Below are 20,111 nucleotides of genomic sequence, written 5' to 3'. Positions count from 1 at the left end.
ACCTCCCGGTTATGGGCGGGGGACGGGGCGGGGCCGGATTCACCCGGCGCGCTCCGCCCGCTGTCATCACCCCGTCACCACCCGTTTCCGCGTGGACGCGGGCATCCGGACGCCCGCGCGGGGAGAGTGACGTCACCGGGGTTCGGCGGCCGGTGCCGGCCGGCCGTCGTGGGAACCGCGGCAGGCATTGCCGGACGCCCGCAACAGCCGCATCATCAGCGGGAGTCGGGGGCGACAGCGGGCTTCATCGGCGAGCGGCGAGCGAGGAGTCGACCATGGGGCAGATCACGCGCAGAAGTCTGACGGTGGCGGCCGCGGGGGCGCTGGCGGGCGCCGCCACGGCGGGCGAGGCGACGGCGGCCGGGTGGGAGGGGCGGCACCGGCGCGAGTTCCGCGGGATGTGGCTGGCCACCGTCGCCAACCGGGACTGGCCCTCCCGGCCCGGCCTTCCCGCCGAGCAGCAGCGGGCCGAACTGCTCGGCTTCCTCGACACCGCCGTGCGGCGCCGGCTCAACGCGGTGGTCTTCCAGGTGCGGCCGACCGCCGACGCGCTGTGGCCCTCGCCGTACGAGCCGTGGGCGCAGTACCTCACCGGTACCCAGGGGCAGGACCCGGGCTGGGACCCGCTGGGCACCGCGGTACGCGAGGCGCACCGGCGCGGACTGGAGCTGCACGCCTGGTTCAACCCCTATCGCGTCGCCAACCACACCGACCCCGGCAAGCTGGTCCCCACCCACCCCGCGCGGCGCCACCCCGAGTGGATCGTGACGTACGGCGGAAAGCTCTACTACAACCCCGGGCTGCCCGAGGTCCGCCGCTTCGTCCAGGACGCGATGCTGGACGCCGTCGTCCGCTACGACATCGACGCCGTCCACTGGGACGACTACTTCTACCCCTATCCGGTCGCCGGCCAGGTCTTCGACGACGACGCCGCGTACGCGCGCTACGGGGCGGGCTTCCCGGACCGGGCCGCCTGGCGCCGGGACAACATCGACCGCCTGGTGCGCGAGACGGCCGTCCGGATCAAGCGGCTGAGGCCGGGGGTGCGCTTCGGCATCAGCCCCTTCGCCGTGTGGCGCAACGCGGCCACCGATCCGCGCGGTTCGCGGACCACCGCCGGGGTGCAGACCTACGACGACCTGTACGCGGACACCCGCGGCTGGGTGCGGCGGGGCTGGCTGGACTACGTCGTGCCGCAGGTGTACTGGAACATCGGCTTCGCCGCCGCCGACTACGCCGAGCTGGTGCCGTGGTGGGCGGACACCGTACGCGGCACCGGGGTGCGGCTGTACATCGGCGAGGCGCTGTACAAGGCGGGCGATCCGGCGCAGCCCGCCCCCTGGCAGGACCCGGCGGAGCTGTCCCGCCACCTCACCTTCGACCGGGACTTCCCCGAGGTCCGCGGAAACGTCTTCTTCTCCGCGAAGGAAGTGGCCGCCGACCGCAACGGCGCCATGGCGCGTGTGGTCGCCGACCACTACGGGTGCCGGGTGCGTCCGCCCCGCTGAGCCGGACCCGCGACGCTAGCGCCGGGGGCCGGCGGGAAGGTGGCGGACGACCGAGTCGGGGCCGGGAGAGAACAGGCACTCGTGGCCGTCGTCCTCGTAGCGGACGCGGTAGGGCGGTTCCCCGTGGTCCCCGAGCACTTCGATGATTTCCGCGGTCCGGTCGTGAATGCCGACAACCCTGCCGTGCACCAGCAGCTTGTCGCCTACGGTCGCCTCCATCTGCATGACCTCCTACGGCTGTCCGGAGGACAATCCCTGTGGCCAGTTTATGGCCGGTCCTCCGGGATCGCGCCTGCCCGGGCGTCCTTCCGTGCCGTCTTTTCCGGCGTCGCCGCCTTTTCCGGCATCCGGGCCCGCTGGGTCACCCCGATGCACACCAGGACCGCGACCGCGGCGGCCGGGGCAGCGGGGGAGAGGTCCTCGTTCAGCAGCAGCACCGACCACACCAGGGTCAGCAGCGGCTGGGCCAGCTGGAGCTGGCTGGCCCGGGCCACCCCGATGGCGGCCATCCCGCGGTACCAGACCAGCAGCCCCACGAACTGCGAGCCCACCGCCAGCCACAGCAGCCCGGCGACCGCGTGGACGCCGAGGTGGACCGGCTCGTACCGCAGCGACAGTGCCGCACCCCCCACGGCGAGCGGCAGACATCCCACCAGGGCCCAGCCGATCACCTGCCACCCCGGCATATGGGCGGCCAGCCGTCCGCCCTCGGTGTAGCCCGCGGCGCACACCAGCAGCGCGCCGAACAGATACAGATCGCCGGTGGTCGGGGCGCCGCCGCTCTGCTGCACCGCGAAGGCGATCACCACCGCGGCCCCGGCCAGCGCCGCCGCCCAGAACACCCGGGACGGCCGCACCCCGGTGCGTACGGCGGAGAAGGCGGCGGTGGTCAGCGGCAGCAGTCCGACGACCACGGCCGCGTGCGAGGTGGTGGAGGTCTGGAGGGCGAGCGTGGTCAGCAGCGGGAAGCCCACCACCACCCCGGCGGCCACCACCAGCAGTCCGGCCCAGTGGCGGCGGTGCGGCAGCGGAACCCGCAGCGCGGCCAGTGCCCCGCCGGCGACCAGCGCGGCCAGCACCATCCGGCAGGTGGTCACCGACCAGGGGCCGAGACCCTCCAGACCCCAGGCGGTGGCGGGGAAGGTCAGGGAGAAGGCGGCCACGCCCAGCGCGGCGAGCAGGGTGCCGGTGCCGGACCCCTCGGGGTGCGATACACCGCCCGGCCGGGGCTCGTCGTCTCCGCTCACCGCTATCGTGCGAGGAGCAGTAGCGCTATCCTGTGCTGTCATGCATGAGCGTAGCAGTGTCGCTGACCTGGTGGAAAGCCTGCGGAAAGAGCTGGACCGCTACTCGCCGGGCGAGAAGCTGCCCTCGAGCCGGGCACTGGTGGAGCGCCACCGGGTAAGCCCGGTGACCGTCTCCCGCGCCCTCGCCGTACTCGCCGCCGAGGGGCTGGTGGTCACCCGGCCCGGCGCCGGTGCCTTCCGCGCCGCCCGCCCCCGCCCCGAGGCGGCACGGCCGGGCGACACCTCCTGGCAGGAGGTCGCCCTGAGCGTGGAGACGGCGGGCGAGGCCGTGCCCCGATCGGTCGACGCCTCGGGGGTACTGGCCACCCTCGCCGCCCCGCCGCCCGGCACCCTGGAGCTCAACGGCGGCTATCTCCACCCCTCCCTCCAGCCCGAACGCGCCCTGGCCGCCGCCCTGGCCCGGGCCGGGAGACGGCCCGGCGCCTGGGGCCGCCCGCCCATGGAAGGGCTCACCGACCTGCGCGCCTGGTTCGCCCGGGAGATCGGCGGCCCGGCCGGAACCCTCGCCGCCGCCGACGTCCTGGTCACCGCGGGCGGTCAGTCCGCGCTCACCTGTGCCCTGCGCGCCCTCGCCCCGCCCGGCGCCCCCGTGCTCGTCGAATCCCCCACCTACCCCGGCATGCTGGCCGCCGCCCGCGCCTCCGGGCTGCGCCCGGTCCCGGTCCCGGCGGACACCGACGGGGTGCGCACCGATCTGCTCGCCGAGGCGCTGCGCGCGAGCGGTGCCCGCGTCTTCGTCTGCCAGCCGCTCTTCCAGAACCCGACCGGAGCGAGCCTGACCGCCGAGCGGCGCCGCGAGGTGCTGCGGATCGCCCGCGCGGCGGGCGCCTTCGTGGTGGAGGACGACTTCGCCCGGCGCCTCGTCCACGACGACGCGCCGCCGCTGCCCGCCCCGCTCGCCGCGGACGACCCGGACGGCGTGGTCGTCCACGTCTGCTCGCTCACCAAGGCCACCTCGCCCAGCCTGCGGGTCGGCGCGCTCGCCGCCCGCGGCCCCGCCTTCGAGCGGCTGCGCGCGATCCAGGTCGTCGACAGCTTCTTCGTCCCCCGGCCGTTGCAGGAAGCGGCCCTGGAACTGGTCGGCGCCCCCGCCTGGCCGCGCCACCTGCGCACCGTCGCGGCCGAGTTGCGCGCCCGGCGCCAGGCGGTGGTCACCGCCGTCCGGCGGGAGCTGCCCGATCTCGCCCTGCCCCATGTGCCCCCCGGCGGCTACCACCTGTGGCTGCGGCTGCCCCGGCGCACCGACGAAGCCGCGCTGGCCTCGGCCGCGCTGCGCGCCGGGGTCGCCGTCGCCCACGGCCGTCCGTACTTCTGCGCCGAGCCGCCCGCGCCGCATGTGCGGCTGAGCTTCGCCTCGGTGGCCGGGGCCGGTGAGCTCGCCGAGGGCGTCCGCAGACTCCGTACCGCCTGTGCCGAGGTGCTGGGCTGAGCGGGACGAAGCCACCCGGTCACAGGAACAATTCGGTCGCCCGGCCGGCCGGGTGGCTGATAGGAACACCCCCATGAACGACGGTTTCGAGATATCCACCGACCCGGCGCGGCTCGACCCGGCCCGTATCCACCACTGGCTGTCCACCGACGCCTACTGGGCCCTCGGCCGCACCCGGGAGAAGCAGGACCGGGCGATCGCCTCCTCGCTCAACTTCGGCGTGTACGACACCGCGTCGGGCGCCCAGGTCGCCTACGCCCGCATCGTCACCGACTACGCCACCTTCTCCTGGCTGTGCGATGTCTACGTCGACCGCTCCGTTCGCGGCAAGGGCCTGGGCACCGACCTGGTCACCGCCGTCCGCGACCATCTCGCGCCGTACGGGCTGCGCCGCATCCTGCTGGCCACCCACGACGCCCACGGCGTCTACACGAAGGTGGGCTTCGAGCCGCTGGACGACCCGTCCCACTGGATGCACCTCCTCTTCTCCCGGCAGCCGTCCGCCCGCGACGAGGGGTGAATACGATGCCGGGATGACGTTCCGGCTCACGCTGATAGCCGCCGCCCGCAGCTCCTCCCGGCTCGGCGAGCGGTTCGACGACGAACGGCCCCTGGACGTGGAGGGCCGCATCGCCGTGGAGCGGGCCGCGCCCGCCCTGCTGCCGCTGGCCGCGGCGGAGCTGCGCTACTGCTCGCCGTCGCCGCGCAGCCGGGAGACCGGCGACGCCCTCGGCTTCACCCCGCTCGTCCAACTCGCCCTGCGCGACTGCGACATGGGCCGTTGGCGGGGCCGCACCCTCGCGGATGTGATGGCGCGCGAACCGGCGACGGTCGACGCCTGGCTCGCCGACCCGCGCTCCGCGCCGCACGGCGGTGAATCGCTGCTGGACTTCATCACCCGGGTCGGCGGCTGGCTGGACACCCGTCCGGCCGAGGAGCACACCAAGATGCTCGCGGTCGCCGACCCCGGGGTGATCCGCGCGGCCATGATGTACGCGATCAAGGCGCCCCCGCACTGCTACTGGAACGTCGACGTCCAGCCGCTGTCCACGCTCAGCCTCACCGGCCACCCCGGGCAGTGGCGACTGCGGATGGACTGCGACGCGCTCCGCTGACCGGGCCGCGCCGGGCCGCCGCGCCGACCGGGGGTGGCCGTTCACCTGGATGATCTTGTCCGTCGCCGTGGCCCGCGGTGGACACACCACGGACAGCGGCCGCGAGCGGGTCCTCGAACCGGTCGCGTGGCAGACCCCGACCGCCTTCGGCGGCGACGGTGACCCCGGTACCGGCCGGGGGGAGGAGCTCGTCCTGGCCGGGGATCTGCTGAGGGGCTCCGCCGTGGTGGGGAGCCTCGACGAGGTCTGCACCCTGACCCGGGTCGGCCCCGCTCCCGACACCTTCGGCCGGCAGATGCGTGGGCACGCTCTGCCTTGCCGACGGGGACCTCACCATCCAGGGTGTGGTCAGGGTCACCGCGGGCGGGCGCGGCGAGGTGACGGTCGCGATCACCGGAGGCACCGGGCGCTGTCGCACGGCCCACGGGTACGTCAACGCCGTCAACACCAGCGGGACCGAGTCCGAGCTCACCCTTCACATCATCCGCTGGGCGCGGAAAGCGGCCGGTGAGCCGGGGAATCCCGGACCACCGGCCGTCCCGGGTCAGGGCGCGGGGGTGAAGACCAGCGAGGCGTTGTGGCCGCCGAAGCCGAAGGAGTTCGCCAGCGCCGCCGTCAGTCCGCCCCGCCGGGGCCCGCCCGCCACGACGTCGAGCTTCACCTCCGGGTCGAGGGTGTCCAGATTGCGGGTCGGTGGGATGACGCCGTCGCGGACCGCGAGGATCGCGGCCATCGCGCCGACCGCCCCCGCCGCCCCGAAGAGATGGCCGGTCATCGACTTGGTCGCGGTGACGGCCGGATGCACCCCGACGGCCTCGGCGATCGACTGGGCCTCGACCAGATCGCCCTTGGGGGTCGAGGTGGCGTGGGCGTGGACGTGCCCGACGTCGAGCGGGGACAGCCCCGCCGAGTCCAGCGCCCTCCGCATCGCGCGGACCTGGCCCTCGGGATGCCCGGCGGTGATGTGGTACGCGTCCGAGGTGACACCCGCGCCCGCGAGCGCCGCGTGGGCCCGGGCCGCCCGCGCCGCGGCGAACCCGGCGCGCTCCAGCACGACCACCGCCGCGCCCTCCCCGATGACGAAGCCGTCCCGGTCCACATCGAACGGACGGGAGGCCAGGGCGGGTTCGTGATTACGGGTCGAATGCGCCTTGGCCTGGGCGAACCCGGCCAGTGGCAGTGCGCAGACACAGGCTTCGGTGCCGCCCGCCACCACCACATCGGCCCGGCCGAGACGGATCAGATCCAGGCCCATCGCGATGGCCTCGGCCCCCGACGCACAGGCGCTGACCGGGGTGTGGGCGCCGCCGCGCGCGCCCAGTTCGATGCTGACCCAGGCCGCGGGCCCGTTCGCCATCAGCATCGGCACGGTGTGCGGCGACACCCGCCGCACCCCCGACCTCTCGAGCACATCGTCCTGGCCCAGCATGGTCAGCGCCCCGCCGGTACCGGTCCCGATCACCACGGCCAGCCGTTCCGGATCGACGCCGGGTGTCCCCGCGTCCGCCCATGCCTCCCCGGCGGCGATCAGCGCGATCTGCTCACAGCGGTCCAGCCGCCGGGCCCGCACCCGGTCCATCACCTCGGTGGGTTCCACCGCGAGACGGCCCGCGATCCGCACCGGCAGCCCGGTCGCCCACTCCTCCTCGATCGGGCCGATCCCGGACCGCCCGGCCAGCATCGCGGCCCAGGTCGAGGCCACGTCCCCACCCAGCGGTGTGGTGGCCCCGAGCCCGGTGATCAGCACCGGCTCGGCCATCGGGCCGGTGGTGCTGTGTGCTGTTGACATGCAACAACCCCCTTTGTGGTGGTGATACAACCCCTCCCATGGGTCAGGACGGCCGGGGTTGTCTCTCAACAGCCAATCTGTCAGGGGTGTTGTGCATGATCGAATGTTGTCCGGTGCCGAGAGTGGTGCCGGAGTTTTATAGGGATCCTCTATGGCAGGTGGGAGATCTGTCCGGTCTGGACCCCCTCCCGGGATCCGCTGTCTCCCGCTGGTGGACGCGGCCCCGGTGACCGTCCACCCGGTCGCCCCGCGCACCCCCAGCCACCCCGCCACCGGGGCCTTCCGGGCCCATGCCCGCCGTCATACGGCCGATTCCCGAGGGCCCTTTCGAGAGGGGCCCGAACACGAGATATCTTGATGTCGAGCAATGTTGCAGACGTGGAGGAGCGGAGCACCCGGTGACTGACTCGACGATCATCTACACGCACACCGACGAGGCCCCGGCCCTCGCGACGTATTCCTTCCTGCCCGTGGTCGAGGCATACGCCTCGACCGCCGGGGTCACCGTGGAGCGCCGGGACATCTCCCTGGCCGGACGGATCATCGCTCAGTTCCCCGAGCGTCTCGAGGAGGGCCAGCGGATCCCCGACGCCCTCGCCGAGCTGGGCGAGCTCGCCAAGACCCCCGAGGCGAACATCATCAAGCTGCCGAACATCTCGGCGTCGATCCCGCAGCTGAAGGCCGCGGTCGCCGAGCTCCAGCAGCAGGGCTACGCACTGCCGGACTACCCGGACGACCCGAAGACCGACGAGGAGCGCGACATCCGCGCCCGCTACGACAAGGTCAAGGGCAGCGCCGTCAACCCGGTGCTGCGCGAGGGCAACTCCGACCGCCGCGCCCCCGCCTCGGTCAAGAACTACGCCAAGGCGCACCCGCACCGCATGGGCGCCTGGTCGGCCGACTCCAGGACCAACGTCGCCCACATGGACGGCGACGACTTCCGTTCCACCGAGAAGTCCGTGGTCATCGCCGAGGACGGCGCGCTGCGCATCGAGCTGGTGGGTGACGACGGCACCACCACCGTGCTGCGCGAGTCGGTACCGGTGCTCGCGGGCGAGGTCGTGGACGCGTCCGTGATGCGCGTGGCCGTGCTGCGGGAGTTCCTCGCCGCGCAGGTCGACCGCGCCAAGTCCGAGGGTGTGCTGTTCTCGCTGCACCTGAAGGCCACGATGATGAAGGTCTCCGACCCGATCGTCTTCGGCCACGCGGTGCGCGCGTTCTTCCCGAAGACCTTCGCCGCCCACGGCGAGACGCTGGCCGCCGCCGGTCTGACCCCGAACGACGGCCTCGGCGGCATCCTCAAGGGCCTGGAGTCCCTCCCCGAGGGCCCGGCGGTCAAGGCGTCCTTCGACGCCGAGCTGGCCGAGGGCCCGAAGCTGGCCATGGTCGACTCCGACCGCGGCATCACCAACCTGCACGTCCCGAGCGATGTCATCGTGGACGCCTCCATGCCCGCCATGATCCGCACCTCCGGCCACATGTGGGGCCCGGACGGCGAGGAGGCCGACACCCTCGCGGTCATCCCGGACAGCAGCTACGCCGGGATCTACCAGGCCGTCATCGACGACTGCCGCGCCAACGGCGCCTTCGACCCGGCCACCATGGGCTCGGTGCCCAACGTCGGTCTGATGGCGCAGAAGGCCGAGGAGTACGGCAGCCACGACAAGACCTTCGAGGTCCCCACCACCGGCACCGTCCGCGTCCTGGACGGCTCCGGCAACGTGGTGCTTGAGCAGGTCGTCGGTGCCGGTGACATCTTCCGGATGTGCCAGACCAAGGACGTGCCGATCCGCGACTGGGTCAAGCTGGCCGTCACCCGCGCCCGCGCCACCGGCGACCCGGCGGTGTTCTGGCTCGACGAGGGCCGCGCCCACGACGCCAACCTCATCGAGAAGGTCAAGGCGTACCTGCCCGAGCACGATACCGAGGGCCTCGAGATCAAGATCCTGTCGCCGGTCGACGCGATCACGTTCTCCCTCGAGCGGATCCGCCGCGGCGAGAACACGATCTCGGTCACCGGCAACGTCCTGCGTGACTACCTGACCGACCTGTTCCCGATCCTCGAGCTCGGCACCAGCGCCAAGATGCTCTCCGTCGTCCCGCTGATCAACGGCGGCGGGCTGTTCGAGACGGGCGCGGGCGGCTCCGCCCCCAAGCACGTCCAGCAGCTGGTCAAGGAGAACTACCTGCGCTGGGACAGCCTGGGTGAGTTCCTGGCCCTCGCGGTCAGCTTCGAGCACCTCGCGCAGAAGACGGGCAACGCGCGCGCCCAGGTGCTCGCGGACACCCTGGACCGCGCCACCGGCTCGTTCCTCAACGAGAACAAGTCGCCGAGCCGTCGCGTCGGCGGGATCGACAACCGCGGCAGCCACTTCTACCTGGCCCTGTACTGGGCCCAGGAGCTGGCCAAGCAGACCGACGACGCCGAGCTCGCGGGTGCGTTCGCGGCCCTCGCCAAGACGCTCACCGAGCAGGAGCGGACCATCGTCGACGAGCTGATCGCCGTCCAGGGCTCGCCCGCCGAGATCGGTGGCTACTACCAGCCCGACCCGGCGAAGGCCTCGGCCGTCATGCGGCCGTCGGCCACGCTCAACCAGGCCCTCGCAACCCTCGGCTGACACCGACGCGAGCGCCCCGGCGCCATGAAGCGCACCGCCCCGGCCGGCATCCGCCCGGCCGGGGCGGTCGTGTGCGATGGCCCAACAGTGCGGTGCCGAACCTCAGTTGGACAGCAGCCCGCCGGTGTACGGGTCCTCGGCGAGCATCCGCCACGAGTGGGCGGAGGTCCGGAACGCCTCCGGGTCCACCGCCTCCACCATCGGGTCGGCCCGGCTGCTCAGCAGCGCGAACGGGTCGAACACCCGCCAGGTCTCCGCGGCGGCGCCGTCACCCCAGTGGTGCCACTCGTCACGCAGCCGCTCGTAGATCCACCAGGCGTACAGCAGCGCCGACAGATCCCGGTTGAGATAGGCCGCGGGCTCGTCCTCGCCGTACCAGTCCGGCAGCTCCAGCCGTCCGGTGGCACCGTCGAGGGCGACCGCGAGATCGTGCGGCCACCACCCGACGGCGAGGAAGTCGCGCTGGTGGCCCCGGCCCGTGGCCGCGCCGGAGCCGTCCTCCGCCCGCCCCGCGAAGCTGTCGGGGTGGGCCTCCGCCATGGTGCGCAGCGGTTCGTCGCCGACGCTGAACAGCTCACCGTCGAGCGGCAGTCCGATCTCGGTGAGCAGCCGCCGGGTCGGCTCGTGGGTGAGGTGGTCCGGCAGCTCCTCCGGGCGGTAGTGGCGCACCCGGCCCTCGCCGCCCAGCCGCGCGAGATCCCGCACCAGGGCCGGGCCGAAGGTGTACGCCAGGCCGTCCGCCGGACCGGGCCGGGCGCCCCAGGCCAGCGACCGCACCAGCAGACAGGTGCGCCAGTGCGCGGGAGCGGCCTCGGCCCCGAACAGCGCCGGGTCGACGGCGCGCATCCGCCCCGCGGCGGCCTCGATCACCTCGGCCATCACATCGGGCCCCCGGCGCCCGTCGTACGCCTCGGGGTGCCGCGCGGTCTCCGACACCCACGCACAGGTGTCGATCAGCTCCGCGAAGGCGGACAGCGAGGAGGCCAGGGGATCGTGGACCGGCTCCGCCCCCGCGGAGGCGTCGCGGGGCGTGCCCCCGGCCCACTCGGCCAGCAGTACCGCACCGGTCACGCCGTCGAGCACCACCCGGCTGCCGCAGTAGTCGGTCGTGCCGAGCACCAACAGCCGTCCGTCCCCCATGACGTGGCCGCCGGGGGTGGCAGCGGCTCCAGCCGCCCGCCGCACAGGGCGGTGAAGTCGAGATCGGCGGCGGCCTCGGGCAGCCCGCGCTCGATCAGGAACGTCCGGCTCGGCCCGTGCGTCAGCCCGTCCGGAAGCGCCTCCGCCGTCAGTCGGCATCCGCTGCTGTCCGCCGTCGGTCCGGTGTCCATGCTCAGCCTCCCCCGAGATAGCGAGCTGCCAGTATGACGGCATGTCGAACTCGCGACCGACGACACGGCTCGGTCGACCGCCGCGGGCAACGTGGCGACGGCCGTGCGGCGGGTCCGACTCGGGTCAGGACCGCGCGGGGCGCGGACCGGCGAGTGCGCGCAGCATGCCGATGCCCGCCACCACGGCGGTGCCGTGCAGGACGAGGGCGACGGAGGGGTCCTCCGGCAGGGTGGCACCGGCGGGCTGGGCGAGCGCCACGAACAGGGTGAAGGGCAGTTTCCAGCCGCTCCAGGCGAAGAGCGAACCCGAGCCGAGCCAGCAGAGCGCGAGCGGCAGCCGGCGGGCCGGCCGTGGCTGTGGCGGACGGCTGAGCAGCAGGAGGGCGGCGGCTCCGGCGAGTGCCCAGAGGGCGCCCAGACCGGTCAGTACGGCGCCGTCGGTGGTCCGTCGCGCCGGGTGTGCGATGCCCAGGGTGCCGCCGAACGCCCAGTACAGCCAGACCGCCCCGACCACGGCCGCGAGCCCCGCCGCCCAGGGCACCCGGACACTCACCCGCCCGGTGAAGGCATCCGGCCGACGCCGCCGCAGATAGGCGGGCAGGGCGACGGCCAGGCCGAGTCCCATCCCCACGAAGCCGAACTGGACGAGGAACGCCTCCCAGCCGGGCATCCCGGGTCCGCCGTCTCCCCGGTCACCGCCGCGGTCACCGCCGCCGGAGTCCACCAGCGCGGTGAGCACGGCGTACGGCAGCACCGACACCAGAAACCCCGACCCCACCCACCCGCAGAACATCACCGGCCGCCCCGGGAGCCGCATCCCCCACGGGCGTACCAGGGCGAGCGCCAGCGCGATGCCGATCGCCGCCATACCGATGGTCACCGTGTTGAGGACCACCCACCCGGCCAGGTCGAAGCCCTCCCCGATCGGCACCAGCCCCAGCAGCGAGCCCACCACCCAGGACACCTTGATCAGCGCATACGGCGTCAGCGCCACCGCCGCCCCGTACGCCCCCCAGCGCCCCGCCCGGTCCCAGCGTTCCACCTGGATCCCCCCTCGTCGGGATCCACTCTCGGGCCTCCGAGGCCCCCACCACGTCCACCGCCGGACCGGTTCACCTCCGCCGCCCGGCGGAGCCCGGCCCTCCTCCGCACGGCCGAGCCACCCCTCCCCGACGAGGAGGCCGTTCCTCCCCGAGAAGGCCCACGACCGCCGGCTGACCCTGCTGGTGAGCCACTTCGCGGCCTGAGTCCGGCACGCGGAAAGGCTTTGCATAAAACTGTCCTCGATCGTATAGTCATGCCATACCTGAGGAGGACAGCGATGGCGGTACGTGCTGCGGTGGCAGGGGCGAGCGGGTACGCGGGCGGCGAGCTGCTGCGCCTGCTGCTCGCCCACCCCGAGGTGGAGATCGGCACCCTGACCGGCAACTCCAACGCCGGACAGCCGCTCGCCGCCCTCCAGCCGCATCTGCTCCCGCTCGCCGACCGGGTGCTCCAGCCGACCAGCGCGGACGCCCTGACCGGGCACGACGTGGTCTTCCTGGCGCTGCCGCACGGCCAGTCCGCCGCCGTCGCCGAACAGCTCGGGGACCAGGTCCTGGTCATCGACTGCGGTGCCGACTTCCGGCTGGCGGACGCGGCCGACTGGGAGAAGTTCTACGGTTCGCCCCACGCCGGTACCTGGCCCTACGGTCTCCCCGAGCTGCCCGGGGCCCGCGCCGCGCTGGAGGGGTCCAAGCGCATCGCGGTTCCGGGCTGCTATCCGACCGCCGTCTCGCTCGCGCTGTTCCCCGCCTACGCGGCGGGGCTCGTCGAGCCCGAGGCCGTGATCGTCGCCGCCTCCGGCACCTCCGGCGCGGGCAAGGCGCCCAAGCCGCATCTGCTGGGCAGCGAGGTCATGGGCGCCATGAGCCCGTACGGCGTGGGCGGTGGCCACCGGCACACCCCCGAGATGATCCAGAACCTCTCGGCCGCGGCGGGGACACGTGTCTCCGTCTCCTTCACCCCGACCCTCGCCCCCATGCCCCGCGGCATCCTCGCCACCTCCAGCGCCAAGGTCAGGCCCGGGGTGACGGGGGAGGCGCTGCGGGCCGCGTACGACAAGGCGCTGCGGGACGAGCCGTTCGTCCGGCTGCTGCCCGAGGGCCGGTGGCCGTCCACCGCCGCCGTCCACGGATCCAACACCGCGCTGCTCCAGGTCGCCCTCGACGAGGCGGCCGGCCGCGCCATCGTGATCAGCGCCATCGACAACCTCACCAAGGGCACCGCCGGTGGCGCGGTGCAGAGCATGAACATCGCCCTCGGCCTCCCCGAGGAGCTGGGACTTTCCACGATCGGAGTCGCTCCATGAGCGTTACGGCCGCCAAGGGCTTCACCGCCTCCGGCGTCGCGGCAGGGATCAAGGAGAACGGAAACCCCGATCTCGCTCTTGTCGTCAACAACGGGCCGCGTCTCGCCGCCGCGGGCGTCTTCACCTCCAACCGCGTCAAGGCCGCCCCGGTGCTCTGGTCCGAGCAGGTGGTCAGCGGCGGTCAGATCTCCGCGGTGGTCCTCAACTCCGGTGGCGCCAACGCCTGCACCGGTCCGCTCGGCTTCCAGGACACCCACGCGACCGCCGAGAAGGTCGCCGACGTCCTCGGGCACAGCGCGGGCGAGGTGGCCGTCGCCTCCACCGGGCTCATCGGCATCCGGCTGCCGATGGACGCCCTGCTGCCCGGGGTCGACAAGGCCGTCGCCGCCCTCTCCCCGCACGGCGGCGAGAAGGCCGCCATCGCCATCAAGACCACCGACACCGTGCACAAGACGGCCGTCGTGCGGAGCCCGGACGGCGCCTGGACGGTCGGCGGCATGGCCAAGGGCGCGGGCATGCTGGCCCCGGGCCTCGCCACCATGCTCGTCGTCCTCACCACCGACGCCGACGTGGCCGCCCCCGAGCTCGACGGCGCCCTGCGCGCCGCCACCCGTACCACCTTCGACCGGGTGGACTCCGACGGCTGCATGTCCACCAACGACACCGTGCTGCTGCTCGCCTCCGGCGCCTCCGGGACCGTCCCCGACCGGGCCGAGTTCGCCGAGGCCGTCCGCGCGGTCTGCGACGACCTCGCCCGTCAGCTGATCGGCGACGCCGAGGGCGCCTCGAAGGACATCCGGATCGAGGTCATCGGCGCGGCCACCGAGGACGACGCCGTCGAGGTGGGCCGCTCCATCGCCCGCAACAACCTCCTCAAGTGCGCCATCCACGGCGAGGACCCCAACTGGGGCCGGGTGCTCTCCGCGATCGGCACCACCTCCGCCGCCTTCGAGCCCGACCAGCTCAACGTCGCCATCAACGACGTTTGGGTCTGCAAGAACGGCTCCGTCGGCGAGGACCGGGAGCTGGTCGACATGCGCTACCGCGAGGTGCGCATCACCGCCGATCTGTCCGCGGGCAGTGCGTCGGCCGTCATCTGGGCCAACGATCTGACCGCCGACTACGTCCACGAGAACAGCGCCTACTCCTCATGACGCAGACCAGCCCGGCCACCCCGGACAACGCCGCCCGGCCCGCCGCCCGTAAGCACACCGCGCTGCCCAAGGCCCGCACCCTCATCGAGGCGCTGCCCTGGCTGACCCGTCACCACGGCAAGACCGTCGTGATCAAGTTCGGCGGCAACGCGATGGTCGACGAGGAGCTGAAGGCCGCCTTCGCCCAGGACGTGGTCTTCCTCCGGCACGCCGGACTGCGCCCCGTCGTGGTCCACGGCGGCGGCCCGCAGATCAGCGCCCAGCTCGACAAGCTGGGCCTGGTCTCGGAGTTCAAGGCCGGACTGCGGGTCACCTCGCCCGAGGCCATGGACGTCGTGCGGATGGTGCTGGCCGGACAGGTCCAGCGTGAGCTGGTCGGTCTGCTCAACCAGCACGGTCCGCTGGCCATCGGTCTGACCGGCGAGGACGCCCACACCATGACCGCCACCAAGCGCTGGGCCGACATCGACGGCGAACGCGTGGACATCGGCCGGGTCGGCGAGATCACCGAGATCGACGCGGGCGCGGTCCGGGCGCTGCTGGACGACGGCCGGATCCCGGTGATCTCCTCCATCGCCCGCAGCGCCGACGACGGCCATGTCTACAACATCAACGCCGACACCGCGGCCGCCGCGCTCGCCGCCGCTCTCGGCGCCGAGACGCTGATGGTCCTCACCGATGTCGAGGGGCTGTACGCGGACTGGCCCAACAGCGACGAGGTGATCAGCCAGCTCACCGCGAGCGAGCTGGAGAAGCTGCTGCCGGAGCTGGCCAGCGGCATGGTGCCCAAGATGGAGGGCTGTCTGCACGCCGTACGCAACGGCGTCACCACCGCCCGGGTGCTGGACGGCCGCGTCCAGCACTCCATCCTGCTGGAGATCTTCACCGACGAGGGCATCGGCACCATGATCATGCCGGACCCGGACGGCGCGACCCATGACGACGAGGGGGAGGATTCCCAATGACGTTGTCAAGCGTCAGCGATGAGCTGTTCGGGTCCTCATGCCGCCATAGCGACGGGTGGGACCGCTTGGTAGCAGCGCCTGTCCCGCAGGAGTGCCCACAGGACGTTGACACGTCTGCGCGCGAGGGCGATGACGGCCTGCGTGTGGCGCTTCCCCTCGGCCCTCTTGCGGTCGTAGAACGCCCTGGACTCTGGGTGGCGTTGGATGCTGATCAGCGCGGAGGTGTAGAAGACACGCTGCAAGCCGCGGTGGTATCGCTGGGGTCGGCGCAGGTTGCCGCTGATGCGGCCGGAGTCGCGCGAGGCGGGAGCCAGACCGCAGAAGCCGGCAAGCCGGTCCGGGGAGCCGAAGAGCTCCATGTCACCGTTGGTGGCAGCGAGGAACTCCGCACCGAGAGTCGGGCCGATGCCGGGCATGCTGGTGATGACCTCGGCGAGTTCGTGCTCCCTGAACCGCTCGGCGATGCGACGGTCCACTGCGGCGATCTGCTCGTTGAGAGCGGTCAGTTGCTGGGCGAGCGTGTGCACCAGCTCGGCGGCGACGTCTTCCCCCGGCACGGCGGTGTGCTGCCGTTCGGCGGCCTCCAGCGCGGTCCGGGCGACCTGACCGGCGCTGCGGACCTTGCGACGGCGAAGCCATGCCTCCAGGCGGGTGCGGCCCAGCCGCCGGATAGAGGCCGGGGTCTGGTATCCGGTGAGCAGGATCAGCGGGCCCGCGTTGCTCAGGTCCAATGCCCGTTCCAGAGCGGGGAAGATGCCGTTCAGCTGGGCGCGGAGCCGGTTGATGGTGCGGGTGCGATCGCAGACCAGATCGGTGCGGCGGGCAGTGAGGAGCTTCAGTTCGGCGCTGAGGCTGTCGGGCAATCGCATCGGGGTCAGGTCGCGGCGCATGCGTGCCTGATCAGCGATGATCGCGGCGTCGCGGGCGTCGCTCTTGCTCTCGCCCCGGTATGCCTCCGAGGCACGGTTGACGGTGCGACCGGAGATGTAGAGCACCTGCTGGTCATGGGCGAGCAGGGTGGTGATGGCCAGTGCGGCGCCGCCGTCGGCGAGGTCGACGGCCCAGACCACCTCATGGCCCAGCGCAAGGACATCGGCCAGGAGTTGGAGGAGTTCCGGCTCGTCGTTGGCCACGCGGCGGGAGAGGAGTTTGTTCCCCTCGGAGTCGATTGCCACACAGTGGTGGTGGGCCTTGCCGGCGTCGATTCCGGCCCATACGCGGGGGTGCATCGCTCTCCTGATCGTCGTCGTGCCGTGTCCCACAGACGACCTCGCCGACGAGTCCCTACAAAGCGATCTTGTCGCATTTCCCAATTGGCGGCCGAGTCGTCGTGGGGCGCCGGGCGGCCAATCCTCCCGAGCCACGAGCGGCAGACCAGTGATAGCCACACCCAGCGCCCCTGGGTGAGCCAACCCTACGAATGGCTCGCTCAGCCCGATCAAGAAGGTAGGGACCAGTGAGCAACACCGGACTCGCACAGCGCTGGCAGGGGGCGCTGATGGACAACTACGGCACCCCCCGCCTCGCCCTCACCCACGGCGAGGGCGCCCGGCTGTGGGACGCCGACGGCAAGGAGTACCTGGACTTCGTCGGCGGCATCGCCGTCAACGCCCTCGGCCACGCCCACCCCGCCGTCGTCCAGGCGGTGTCCGACCAGATCGCCACCCTCGGCCATGTCTCCAACCTGTTCATGGCCGAGCCGCCGGTGGCGCTCGCCGAGAAGCTGCTCCAGCTCCTCGGCCGCACCGGACGGGTCTACTTCTCCAACTCCGGTGCGGAGGCGGTCGAGGCCGCGTTCAAGATCGGGCGGCGTACCGGTCGTACCCATATGGTGGCCACCACCGGCGGTTTCCACGGCCGCACCATGGGCGCCCTCGCGCTGACCGGCCAGCCCACCAAGCAGGAACCGTTCCTTCCGTTGCCCGGTGACGTCACCCACGTCCCCTACGGCGACACCGAGGCGCTGCGCGCGGCCGTCACCACCGACACCGCCCTCGTCATCGTCGAACCGGTGCAGGGCGAGAACGGCGTTGTGGTGCCCCCGGCGGGCTATCTGGCCGCGGCCCGCGAGATCACCCGGGCCACCGGCACCCTGCTGGTGATCGACGAGATCCAGACCGGCATCGGCCGCACCGGACACTGGTTCGAGCACCAGGCGCAGGGCGTGGAGCCCGATGTGGTCACCCTCGCCAAGGGGCTCGGTGGCGGGCTGCCCATCGGCGCGACCATCGCCTTCGGGCCCGCCGCGGAGCTGTTGACCCCAGGTCAGCACGGTTCCACCTTCGGTGGGAACCCCGTGGCCTGCGCCGCCGCCGTCGCCGTGCTGGAGACCGTCGAGGCCGACGGGATCCTCGACCGCGTCAAGCGTGCGGGGGAGCGGCTGCGTGACGGAATCGAGTCGCTCGGCCATCCGTTGATCGACCAGGTCCGTGGCGCCGGGCTGCTGCTGGGTATCGTGCTCACAGAGTCCCTCGCGCCACAGGTGCAGCAGGCGGCTCAGGACGCGGGACTCCTGGTGAACGCGGTCGCTCCGGACGTGGTCCGGCTCGCCCCGCCGCTCGTCGTCGCCGACGGCGAGCTGGACACCTTCCTCCGGGAGCTGCCCGCCGTCCTGGACGCCGCACACGGGGGCCACGGGGAACGACGATCCGGAGACTGACGAGACGATGACCGAGGCGCAGCACACCGAGGCCCAGGGCGCCGGGTGGAACCACAACGGACCATCCGTGCCGCAGACCCGCACCGCGCGCCACCGCCGGATCGTGGACATCCTGAACCGGCAGCCGGTCCGCTCCCAGAGCCAGCTCGCGAAGCTCCTCGCCGACGACGGCCTCTCCGTCACCCAGGCGACGCTCTCCCGCGACCTGGACGAACTGGGCGCGGTGAAGATCCGCAACACCGGCGGCGAGCTGATCTACGCGGTGCCCAGCGAGGGTGGCGACCGCACCCCGCGCGCCCCGCTCGGCGAGTCGGCGAGCGAGGCGCGGATGGCGCGGCTGGCGGCCGAACTCCTCATCTCCGCTGAGGCGTCGGCCAACCTCGTGGTGCTGCGCACGCCGCCCGGCGCCGCCCAGTTCCTGGCCTCGGCCATCGACTCGGCGGAGCTGCACGCCATCCTCGGCACCATCGCCGGCGATGACACGGTGCTGCTGATCAGCCGTGACCCGGCGGGCGGCCAGGCGCTCGCCGACCATCTGCTGCGGCTGGCCCAAAAAGCGCGCTAGGACAAGAGCCTCCGGGGGCCGGGGCCCTCAGGCCGGGCTCGGCGGCAACGGCAGCGGCAGCCCCGGCAGACCGTCGATGCTGTGCGCGATGTGCTCCTTCTTCTCGAAGTAGCGGCCGAGCGAGGCGTCGTCCTCCCGCCGGAAGCGGTCGCCGTGCAGGGTGCGCTCCTCGCGGTAGTCCAGATACGGCACCGCGTAGCCACAGGTGTCCCGGATCAGCTCGGCCGTCACCACGATGACCGCCCGCAGCCCGTGCGCGTCGATCTCCACCCCGGAGAAGTGCTCCAGCAGCCCGGGGAACCGCGGATCGTCACGGAACACCGGCTCCCCGCGGCCGTGCACCCGCACGATGTTCGGCGGGCCGGTGAAGGCACACCACATCAGCGTGATGCGCCCGTTCTCCCGCAGATGGGCGATGGTCTCGGCGTTGCTCCCGGCGAAGTCCAGGTACGCCACGGTCCGTTCGTCCAGGACGGCGAAGGACCCGGCCAGCCCCTTCGGGGAGAGATTCACGGTGCCGTCGCCGTCCAGCGGGGCGGTGGCGGTGAAGAAGATCTTCTGCTGTTCGATGAAAGTCCGCAGTCTGCCGTCGATCCGTTCGTACACCTTTCCCATGTGGAGCATTATCCGCCGGGGTCCCGGCCGCGGGGATGGTTCCATGGGTGACATGGCCGACAGGAAAGGACCCGGCGTCCGCGTCCGCCGGGTGTACGAGGCACCGGAGCCGGACGACGGCACCCGCGTCCTGGTGGACCGCATCTGGCCGCGGGGCCTGGCGAAGGAGGACGCCCGCCTGGACGAATGGGCCAAGGCCGCGGCCCCCTCGACCGAGCTGCGCCGCTGGTACGGCCACGAGCCCCGGCGCTACGCCCAGTTCGCCCGCCGGTACCGCGCCGAACTGGCCGAACCGGAGCGGGCCGAGGCCGTGGACCGGCTGCGGGAGCTCGCCGCGGCCGGTCCGATGACCCTCCTCACCGCCACCAAGGACCTCGACCACTCCCACGCCCCGCTGCTCGCGGACGCCGTCCGCGGCCACAGCTGACCGCCGGGGGTCGGGTCGCGTGCCGCGCTCCGGGGGCCTACGGAGCCGGGCCCCAGGGACGCGGCTCGCGAGCACGGCGTTGGCGGCGGGGTGGAGCACGTCGTCGCTGCCGCGGCGCTCCCGGTTGCGGCTGGGCCGGCGGTCCGCGCGCGTCGTTGTCTCGCTCGACGCCTTGCGGGCCGCCGGGCGAGGTGCGGCCCCGTACCGACGCGCGCACCCGGTGCGGATGGCACGCCGCGAGTCGCCGGGCCACGCGTCCGCCCATGGACGTGCCGTGGA

At 72.7% G+C, this 20,111-nt stretch carries 19 protein-coding genes; 11 read left to right on the top strand and 8 right to left on the bottom strand.

What is annotated here, in order from left to right:
* The first annotated feature begins 275 nt into the window (after nucleotides 1–275).
* Nucleotides 276–1,508: a glycoside hydrolase family 10 protein gene (locus HUT19_RS08075; RefSeq protein WP_176179799.1), complete on the top strand. Its 1,233-nt coding sequence runs from the start codon at nucleotides 276–278 to the stop codon at nucleotides 1,506–1,508.
* A gap of 15 nt (nucleotides 1,509–1,523) precedes the next feature.
* On the opposite strand, the gene HUT19_RS08070 is transcribed toward HUT19_RS08075, so the two are convergent.
* A complete protein-coding gene (locus tag HUT19_RS08070; RefSeq protein ID WP_176179798.1) occupies nucleotides 1,524–1,727 on the bottom strand; it encodes a DUF1918 domain-containing protein in 204 nt (67 codons plus the stop codon).
* 47 nt (nucleotides 1,728–1,774) lie between these two features.
* A complete protein-coding gene (locus tag HUT19_RS08065; protein ID WP_176179797.1) occupies nucleotides 1,775–2,797 on the bottom strand; it encodes a DMT family transporter in 1,023 nt (340 codons plus the stop codon).
* Here HUT19_RS08065 and HUT19_RS08060 point away from each other — a divergent pair.
* The 3 genes from HUT19_RS08060 to HUT19_RS08050 all read left to right on the top strand — a co-directional run bounded on the left by HUT19_RS08060 (nucleotide 2,796) and on the right by HUT19_RS08050 (nucleotide 5,359).
* The gene (locus HUT19_RS08060) at nucleotides 2,796–4,244 is read left to right on the top strand and encodes a PLP-dependent aminotransferase family protein (protein ID WP_176179796.1); all 1,449 of its coding nucleotides are present in this window, start codon (nucleotides 2,796–2,798) and stop codon (nucleotides 4,242–4,244) included. The two genes, HUT19_RS08065 and HUT19_RS08060, sit on opposite strands and share 2 nt — an antisense overlap.
* Nucleotides 4,245–4,317: 73 nt before the next feature.
* Nucleotides 4,318–4,764 carry a GNAT family N-acetyltransferase gene (locus HUT19_RS08055; protein WP_176179795.1) on the top strand — a complete coding sequence of 149 codons (447 nt, stop codon included), beginning with the start codon at nucleotides 4,318–4,320 and terminating at the stop codon, nucleotides 4,762–4,764.
* Nucleotides 4,765–4,777: 13 nt separating this feature from the next.
* The gene (locus HUT19_RS08050; RefSeq protein WP_176179794.1) at nucleotides 4,778–5,359 is read left to right on the top strand and encodes a histidine phosphatase family protein; all 582 of its coding nucleotides are present in this window, start codon (nucleotides 4,778–4,780) and stop codon (nucleotides 5,357–5,359) included.
* A gap of 544 nt (nucleotides 5,360–5,903) precedes the next feature.
* Here HUT19_RS08050 and HUT19_RS08045 read toward each other — a convergent pair.
* Nucleotides 5,904–7,148: a beta-ketoacyl synthase gene (locus HUT19_RS08045; RefSeq protein WP_254885483.1), complete on the bottom strand. Its 1,245-nt coding sequence runs from the start codon at nucleotides 7,146–7,148 to the stop codon at nucleotides 5,904–5,906.
* Nucleotides 7,149–7,546: 398 nt separating this feature from the next.
* On the opposite strand from HUT19_RS08045, the gene HUT19_RS08040 reads away from it, so the two are divergent.
* The gene (locus tag HUT19_RS08040; RefSeq protein ID WP_176179793.1) at nucleotides 7,547–9,766 is read left to right on the top strand and encodes an NADP-dependent isocitrate dehydrogenase; all 2,220 of its coding nucleotides are present in this window, start codon (nucleotides 7,547–7,549) and stop codon (nucleotides 9,764–9,766) included.
* Between the two features lie 102 nt (nucleotides 9,767–9,868).
* Here the strand turns inward: HUT19_RS08040 and HUT19_RS08035 are convergent, their stop codons facing one another.
* The 3 genes from HUT19_RS08035 to HUT19_RS08025 form a co-directional block, all read right to left on the bottom strand.
* Nucleotides 9,869–10,885 (bottom strand): SUKH-4 family immunity protein, encoded by a 1,017-nt coding sequence (locus HUT19_RS08035; RefSeq protein WP_176179792.1) that lies wholly within the window; start codon nucleotides 10,883–10,885, stop codon nucleotides 9,869–9,871.
* Nucleotides 10,834–11,097 carry a hypothetical protein gene (locus tag HUT19_RS08030; protein ID WP_176179791.1) on the bottom strand — a complete coding sequence of 88 codons (264 nt, stop codon included), beginning with the start codon at nucleotides 11,095–11,097 and terminating at the stop codon, nucleotides 10,834–10,836. Before HUT19_RS08030 ends, HUT19_RS08035 begins: the two co-directional genes overlap by 52 nt.
* A gap of 124 nt (nucleotides 11,098–11,221) precedes the next feature.
* Nucleotides 11,222–12,139: a hypothetical protein gene (locus HUT19_RS08025; protein WP_176179790.1), complete on the bottom strand. Its 918-nt coding sequence runs from the start codon at nucleotides 12,137–12,139 to the stop codon at nucleotides 11,222–11,224.
* Between the two features lie 279 nt (nucleotides 12,140–12,418).
* Between HUT19_RS08025 and argC the strand changes: the two genes are divergently transcribed.
* Genes argC through argB form a run of 3 tightly spaced genes read left to right on the top strand, consistent with a single transcriptional unit; the run spans nucleotide 12,419 to nucleotide 15,566 of the window.
* Complete coding sequence (gene argC / locus HUT19_RS08020) at nucleotides 12,419–13,447, top strand: N-acetyl-gamma-glutamyl-phosphate reductase (protein WP_176179789.1); 1,029 nt, start codon at nucleotides 12,419–12,421, stop codon at nucleotides 13,445–13,447.
* Nucleotides 13,444–14,601, top strand: coding sequence for a bifunctional glutamate N-acetyltransferase/amino-acid acetyltransferase ArgJ (gene argJ / locus HUT19_RS08015; protein ID WP_176179788.1), 1,158 nt, complete (start codon nucleotides 13,444–13,446; stop codon nucleotides 14,599–14,601). The genes argC and argJ overlap by 4 nt, the downstream gene beginning before the upstream one ends.
* On the top strand, nucleotides 14,598–15,566 hold the full coding sequence (gene argB, locus HUT19_RS08010; protein ID WP_176179787.1) for an acetylglutamate kinase: 969 nt from the start codon (nucleotides 14,598–14,600) through the stop codon (nucleotides 15,564–15,566). The genes argJ and argB overlap by 4 nt, the downstream gene beginning before the upstream one ends.
* A gap of 35 nt (nucleotides 15,567–15,601) precedes the next feature.
* On the opposite strand, the gene HUT19_RS08005 is transcribed toward argB, so the two are convergent.
* Entirely contained in the window at nucleotides 15,602–16,795 is a 1,194-nt protein-coding gene (locus HUT19_RS08005; RefSeq protein WP_176179786.1) for an IS110 family transposase, read from the bottom strand.
* Between the two features lie 227 nt (nucleotides 16,796–17,022).
* Here HUT19_RS08005 and HUT19_RS08000 point away from each other — a divergent pair, with 227 nt between their 5' ends.
* Nucleotides 17,023–18,225, top strand: a complete 1,203-nt coding sequence (locus tag HUT19_RS08000; RefSeq protein WP_176179785.1) for an acetylornithine transaminase — start codon at nucleotides 17,023–17,025, stop codon at nucleotides 18,223–18,225.
* Between the two features lie 7 nt (nucleotides 18,226–18,232).
* Nucleotides 18,233–18,790 carry an arginine repressor gene (locus tag HUT19_RS07995; RefSeq protein ID WP_176179784.1) on the top strand — a complete coding sequence of 186 codons (558 nt, stop codon included), beginning with the start codon at nucleotides 18,233–18,235 and terminating at the stop codon, nucleotides 18,788–18,790.
* 27 nt (nucleotides 18,791–18,817) lie between these two features.
* On the opposite strand, the gene HUT19_RS07990 is transcribed toward HUT19_RS07995, so the two are convergent.
* Entirely contained in the window at nucleotides 18,818–19,405 is a 588-nt protein-coding gene (locus HUT19_RS07990; protein ID WP_176179783.1) for a pyridoxamine 5'-phosphate oxidase family protein, read from the bottom strand.
* Between the two features lie 52 nt (nucleotides 19,406–19,457).
* Between HUT19_RS07990 and HUT19_RS07985 the strand changes: the two genes are divergently transcribed.
* Nucleotides 19,458–19,832: a DUF488 domain-containing protein gene (locus HUT19_RS07985; RefSeq protein ID WP_176179782.1), complete on the top strand. Its 375-nt coding sequence runs from the start codon at nucleotides 19,458–19,460 to the stop codon at nucleotides 19,830–19,832.
* Nucleotides 19,833–20,111 lie beyond the last annotated feature (279 nt).

This window comes from Streptomyces sp. NA02950 (assembly GCF_013364155.1).
Classification (GTDB): Bacteria; Actinomycetota; Actinomycetes; order Streptomycetales; family Streptomycetaceae; genus Streptomyces.
Note: the sequence above shows the minus strand (reverse complement) of the source record. Positions and strands in the feature narration are given on the sequence as shown.

Coding starts and splice junctions, on each gene's coding strand:
- HUT19_RS08075 (WP_176179799.1), top strand. CDS start 276: ATGGGGCAGATCACGCGCAGAAGTCTGACGGTGGCGGCCGCGGGGGCG.
- HUT19_RS08070 (WP_176179798.1), bottom strand. CDS start 1,727: ATGGAGGCGACCGTAGGCGACAAGCTGCTGGTGCACGGCAGGGTTGTC.
- HUT19_RS08060 (WP_176179796.1), top strand. CDS start 2,796: ATGCATGAGCGTAGCAGTGTCGCTGACCTGGTGGAAAGCCTGCGGAAA.
- HUT19_RS08065 (WP_176179797.1), bottom strand. CDS start 2,797: ATGACAGCACAGGATAGCGCTACTGCTCCTCGCACGATAGCGGTGAGC.
- HUT19_RS08055 (WP_176179795.1), top strand. CDS start 4,318: ATGAACGACGGTTTCGAGATATCCACCGACCCGGCGCGGCTCGACCCG.
- HUT19_RS08050 (WP_176179794.1), top strand. CDS start 4,778: ATGACGTTCCGGCTCACGCTGATAGCCGCCGCCCGCAGCTCCTCCCGG.
- HUT19_RS08045 (WP_254885483.1), bottom strand. CDS start 7,148: ATGTCAACAGCACACAGCACCACCGGCCCGATGGCCGAGCCGGTGCTG.
- HUT19_RS08030 (WP_176179791.1), bottom strand. CDS start 11,097: ATGGACACCGGACCGACGGCGGACAGCAGCGGATGCCGACTGACGGCG.
- argC (WP_176179789.1), top strand. CDS start 12,419: ATGGCGGTACGTGCTGCGGTGGCAGGGGCGAGCGGGTACGCGGGCGGC.
- argJ (WP_176179788.1), top strand. CDS start 13,444: ATGAGCGTTACGGCCGCCAAGGGCTTCACCGCCTCCGGCGTCGCGGCA.
- argB (WP_176179787.1), top strand. CDS start 14,598: ATGACGCAGACCAGCCCGGCCACCCCGGACAACGCCGCCCGGCCCGCC.
- HUT19_RS08005 (WP_176179786.1), bottom strand. CDS start 16,795: ATGCACCCCCGCGTATGGGCCGGAATCGACGCCGGCAAGGCCCACCAC.
- HUT19_RS07995 (WP_176179784.1), top strand. CDS start 18,233: ATGACCGAGGCGCAGCACACCGAGGCCCAGGGCGCCGGGTGGAACCAC.
- HUT19_RS07990 (WP_176179783.1), bottom strand. CDS start 19,405: ATGGGAAAGGTGTACGAACGGATCGACGGCAGACTGCGGACTTTCATC.
- HUT19_RS07985 (WP_176179782.1), top strand. CDS start 19,458: ATGGCCGACAGGAAAGGACCCGGCGTCCGCGTCCGCCGGGTGTACGAG.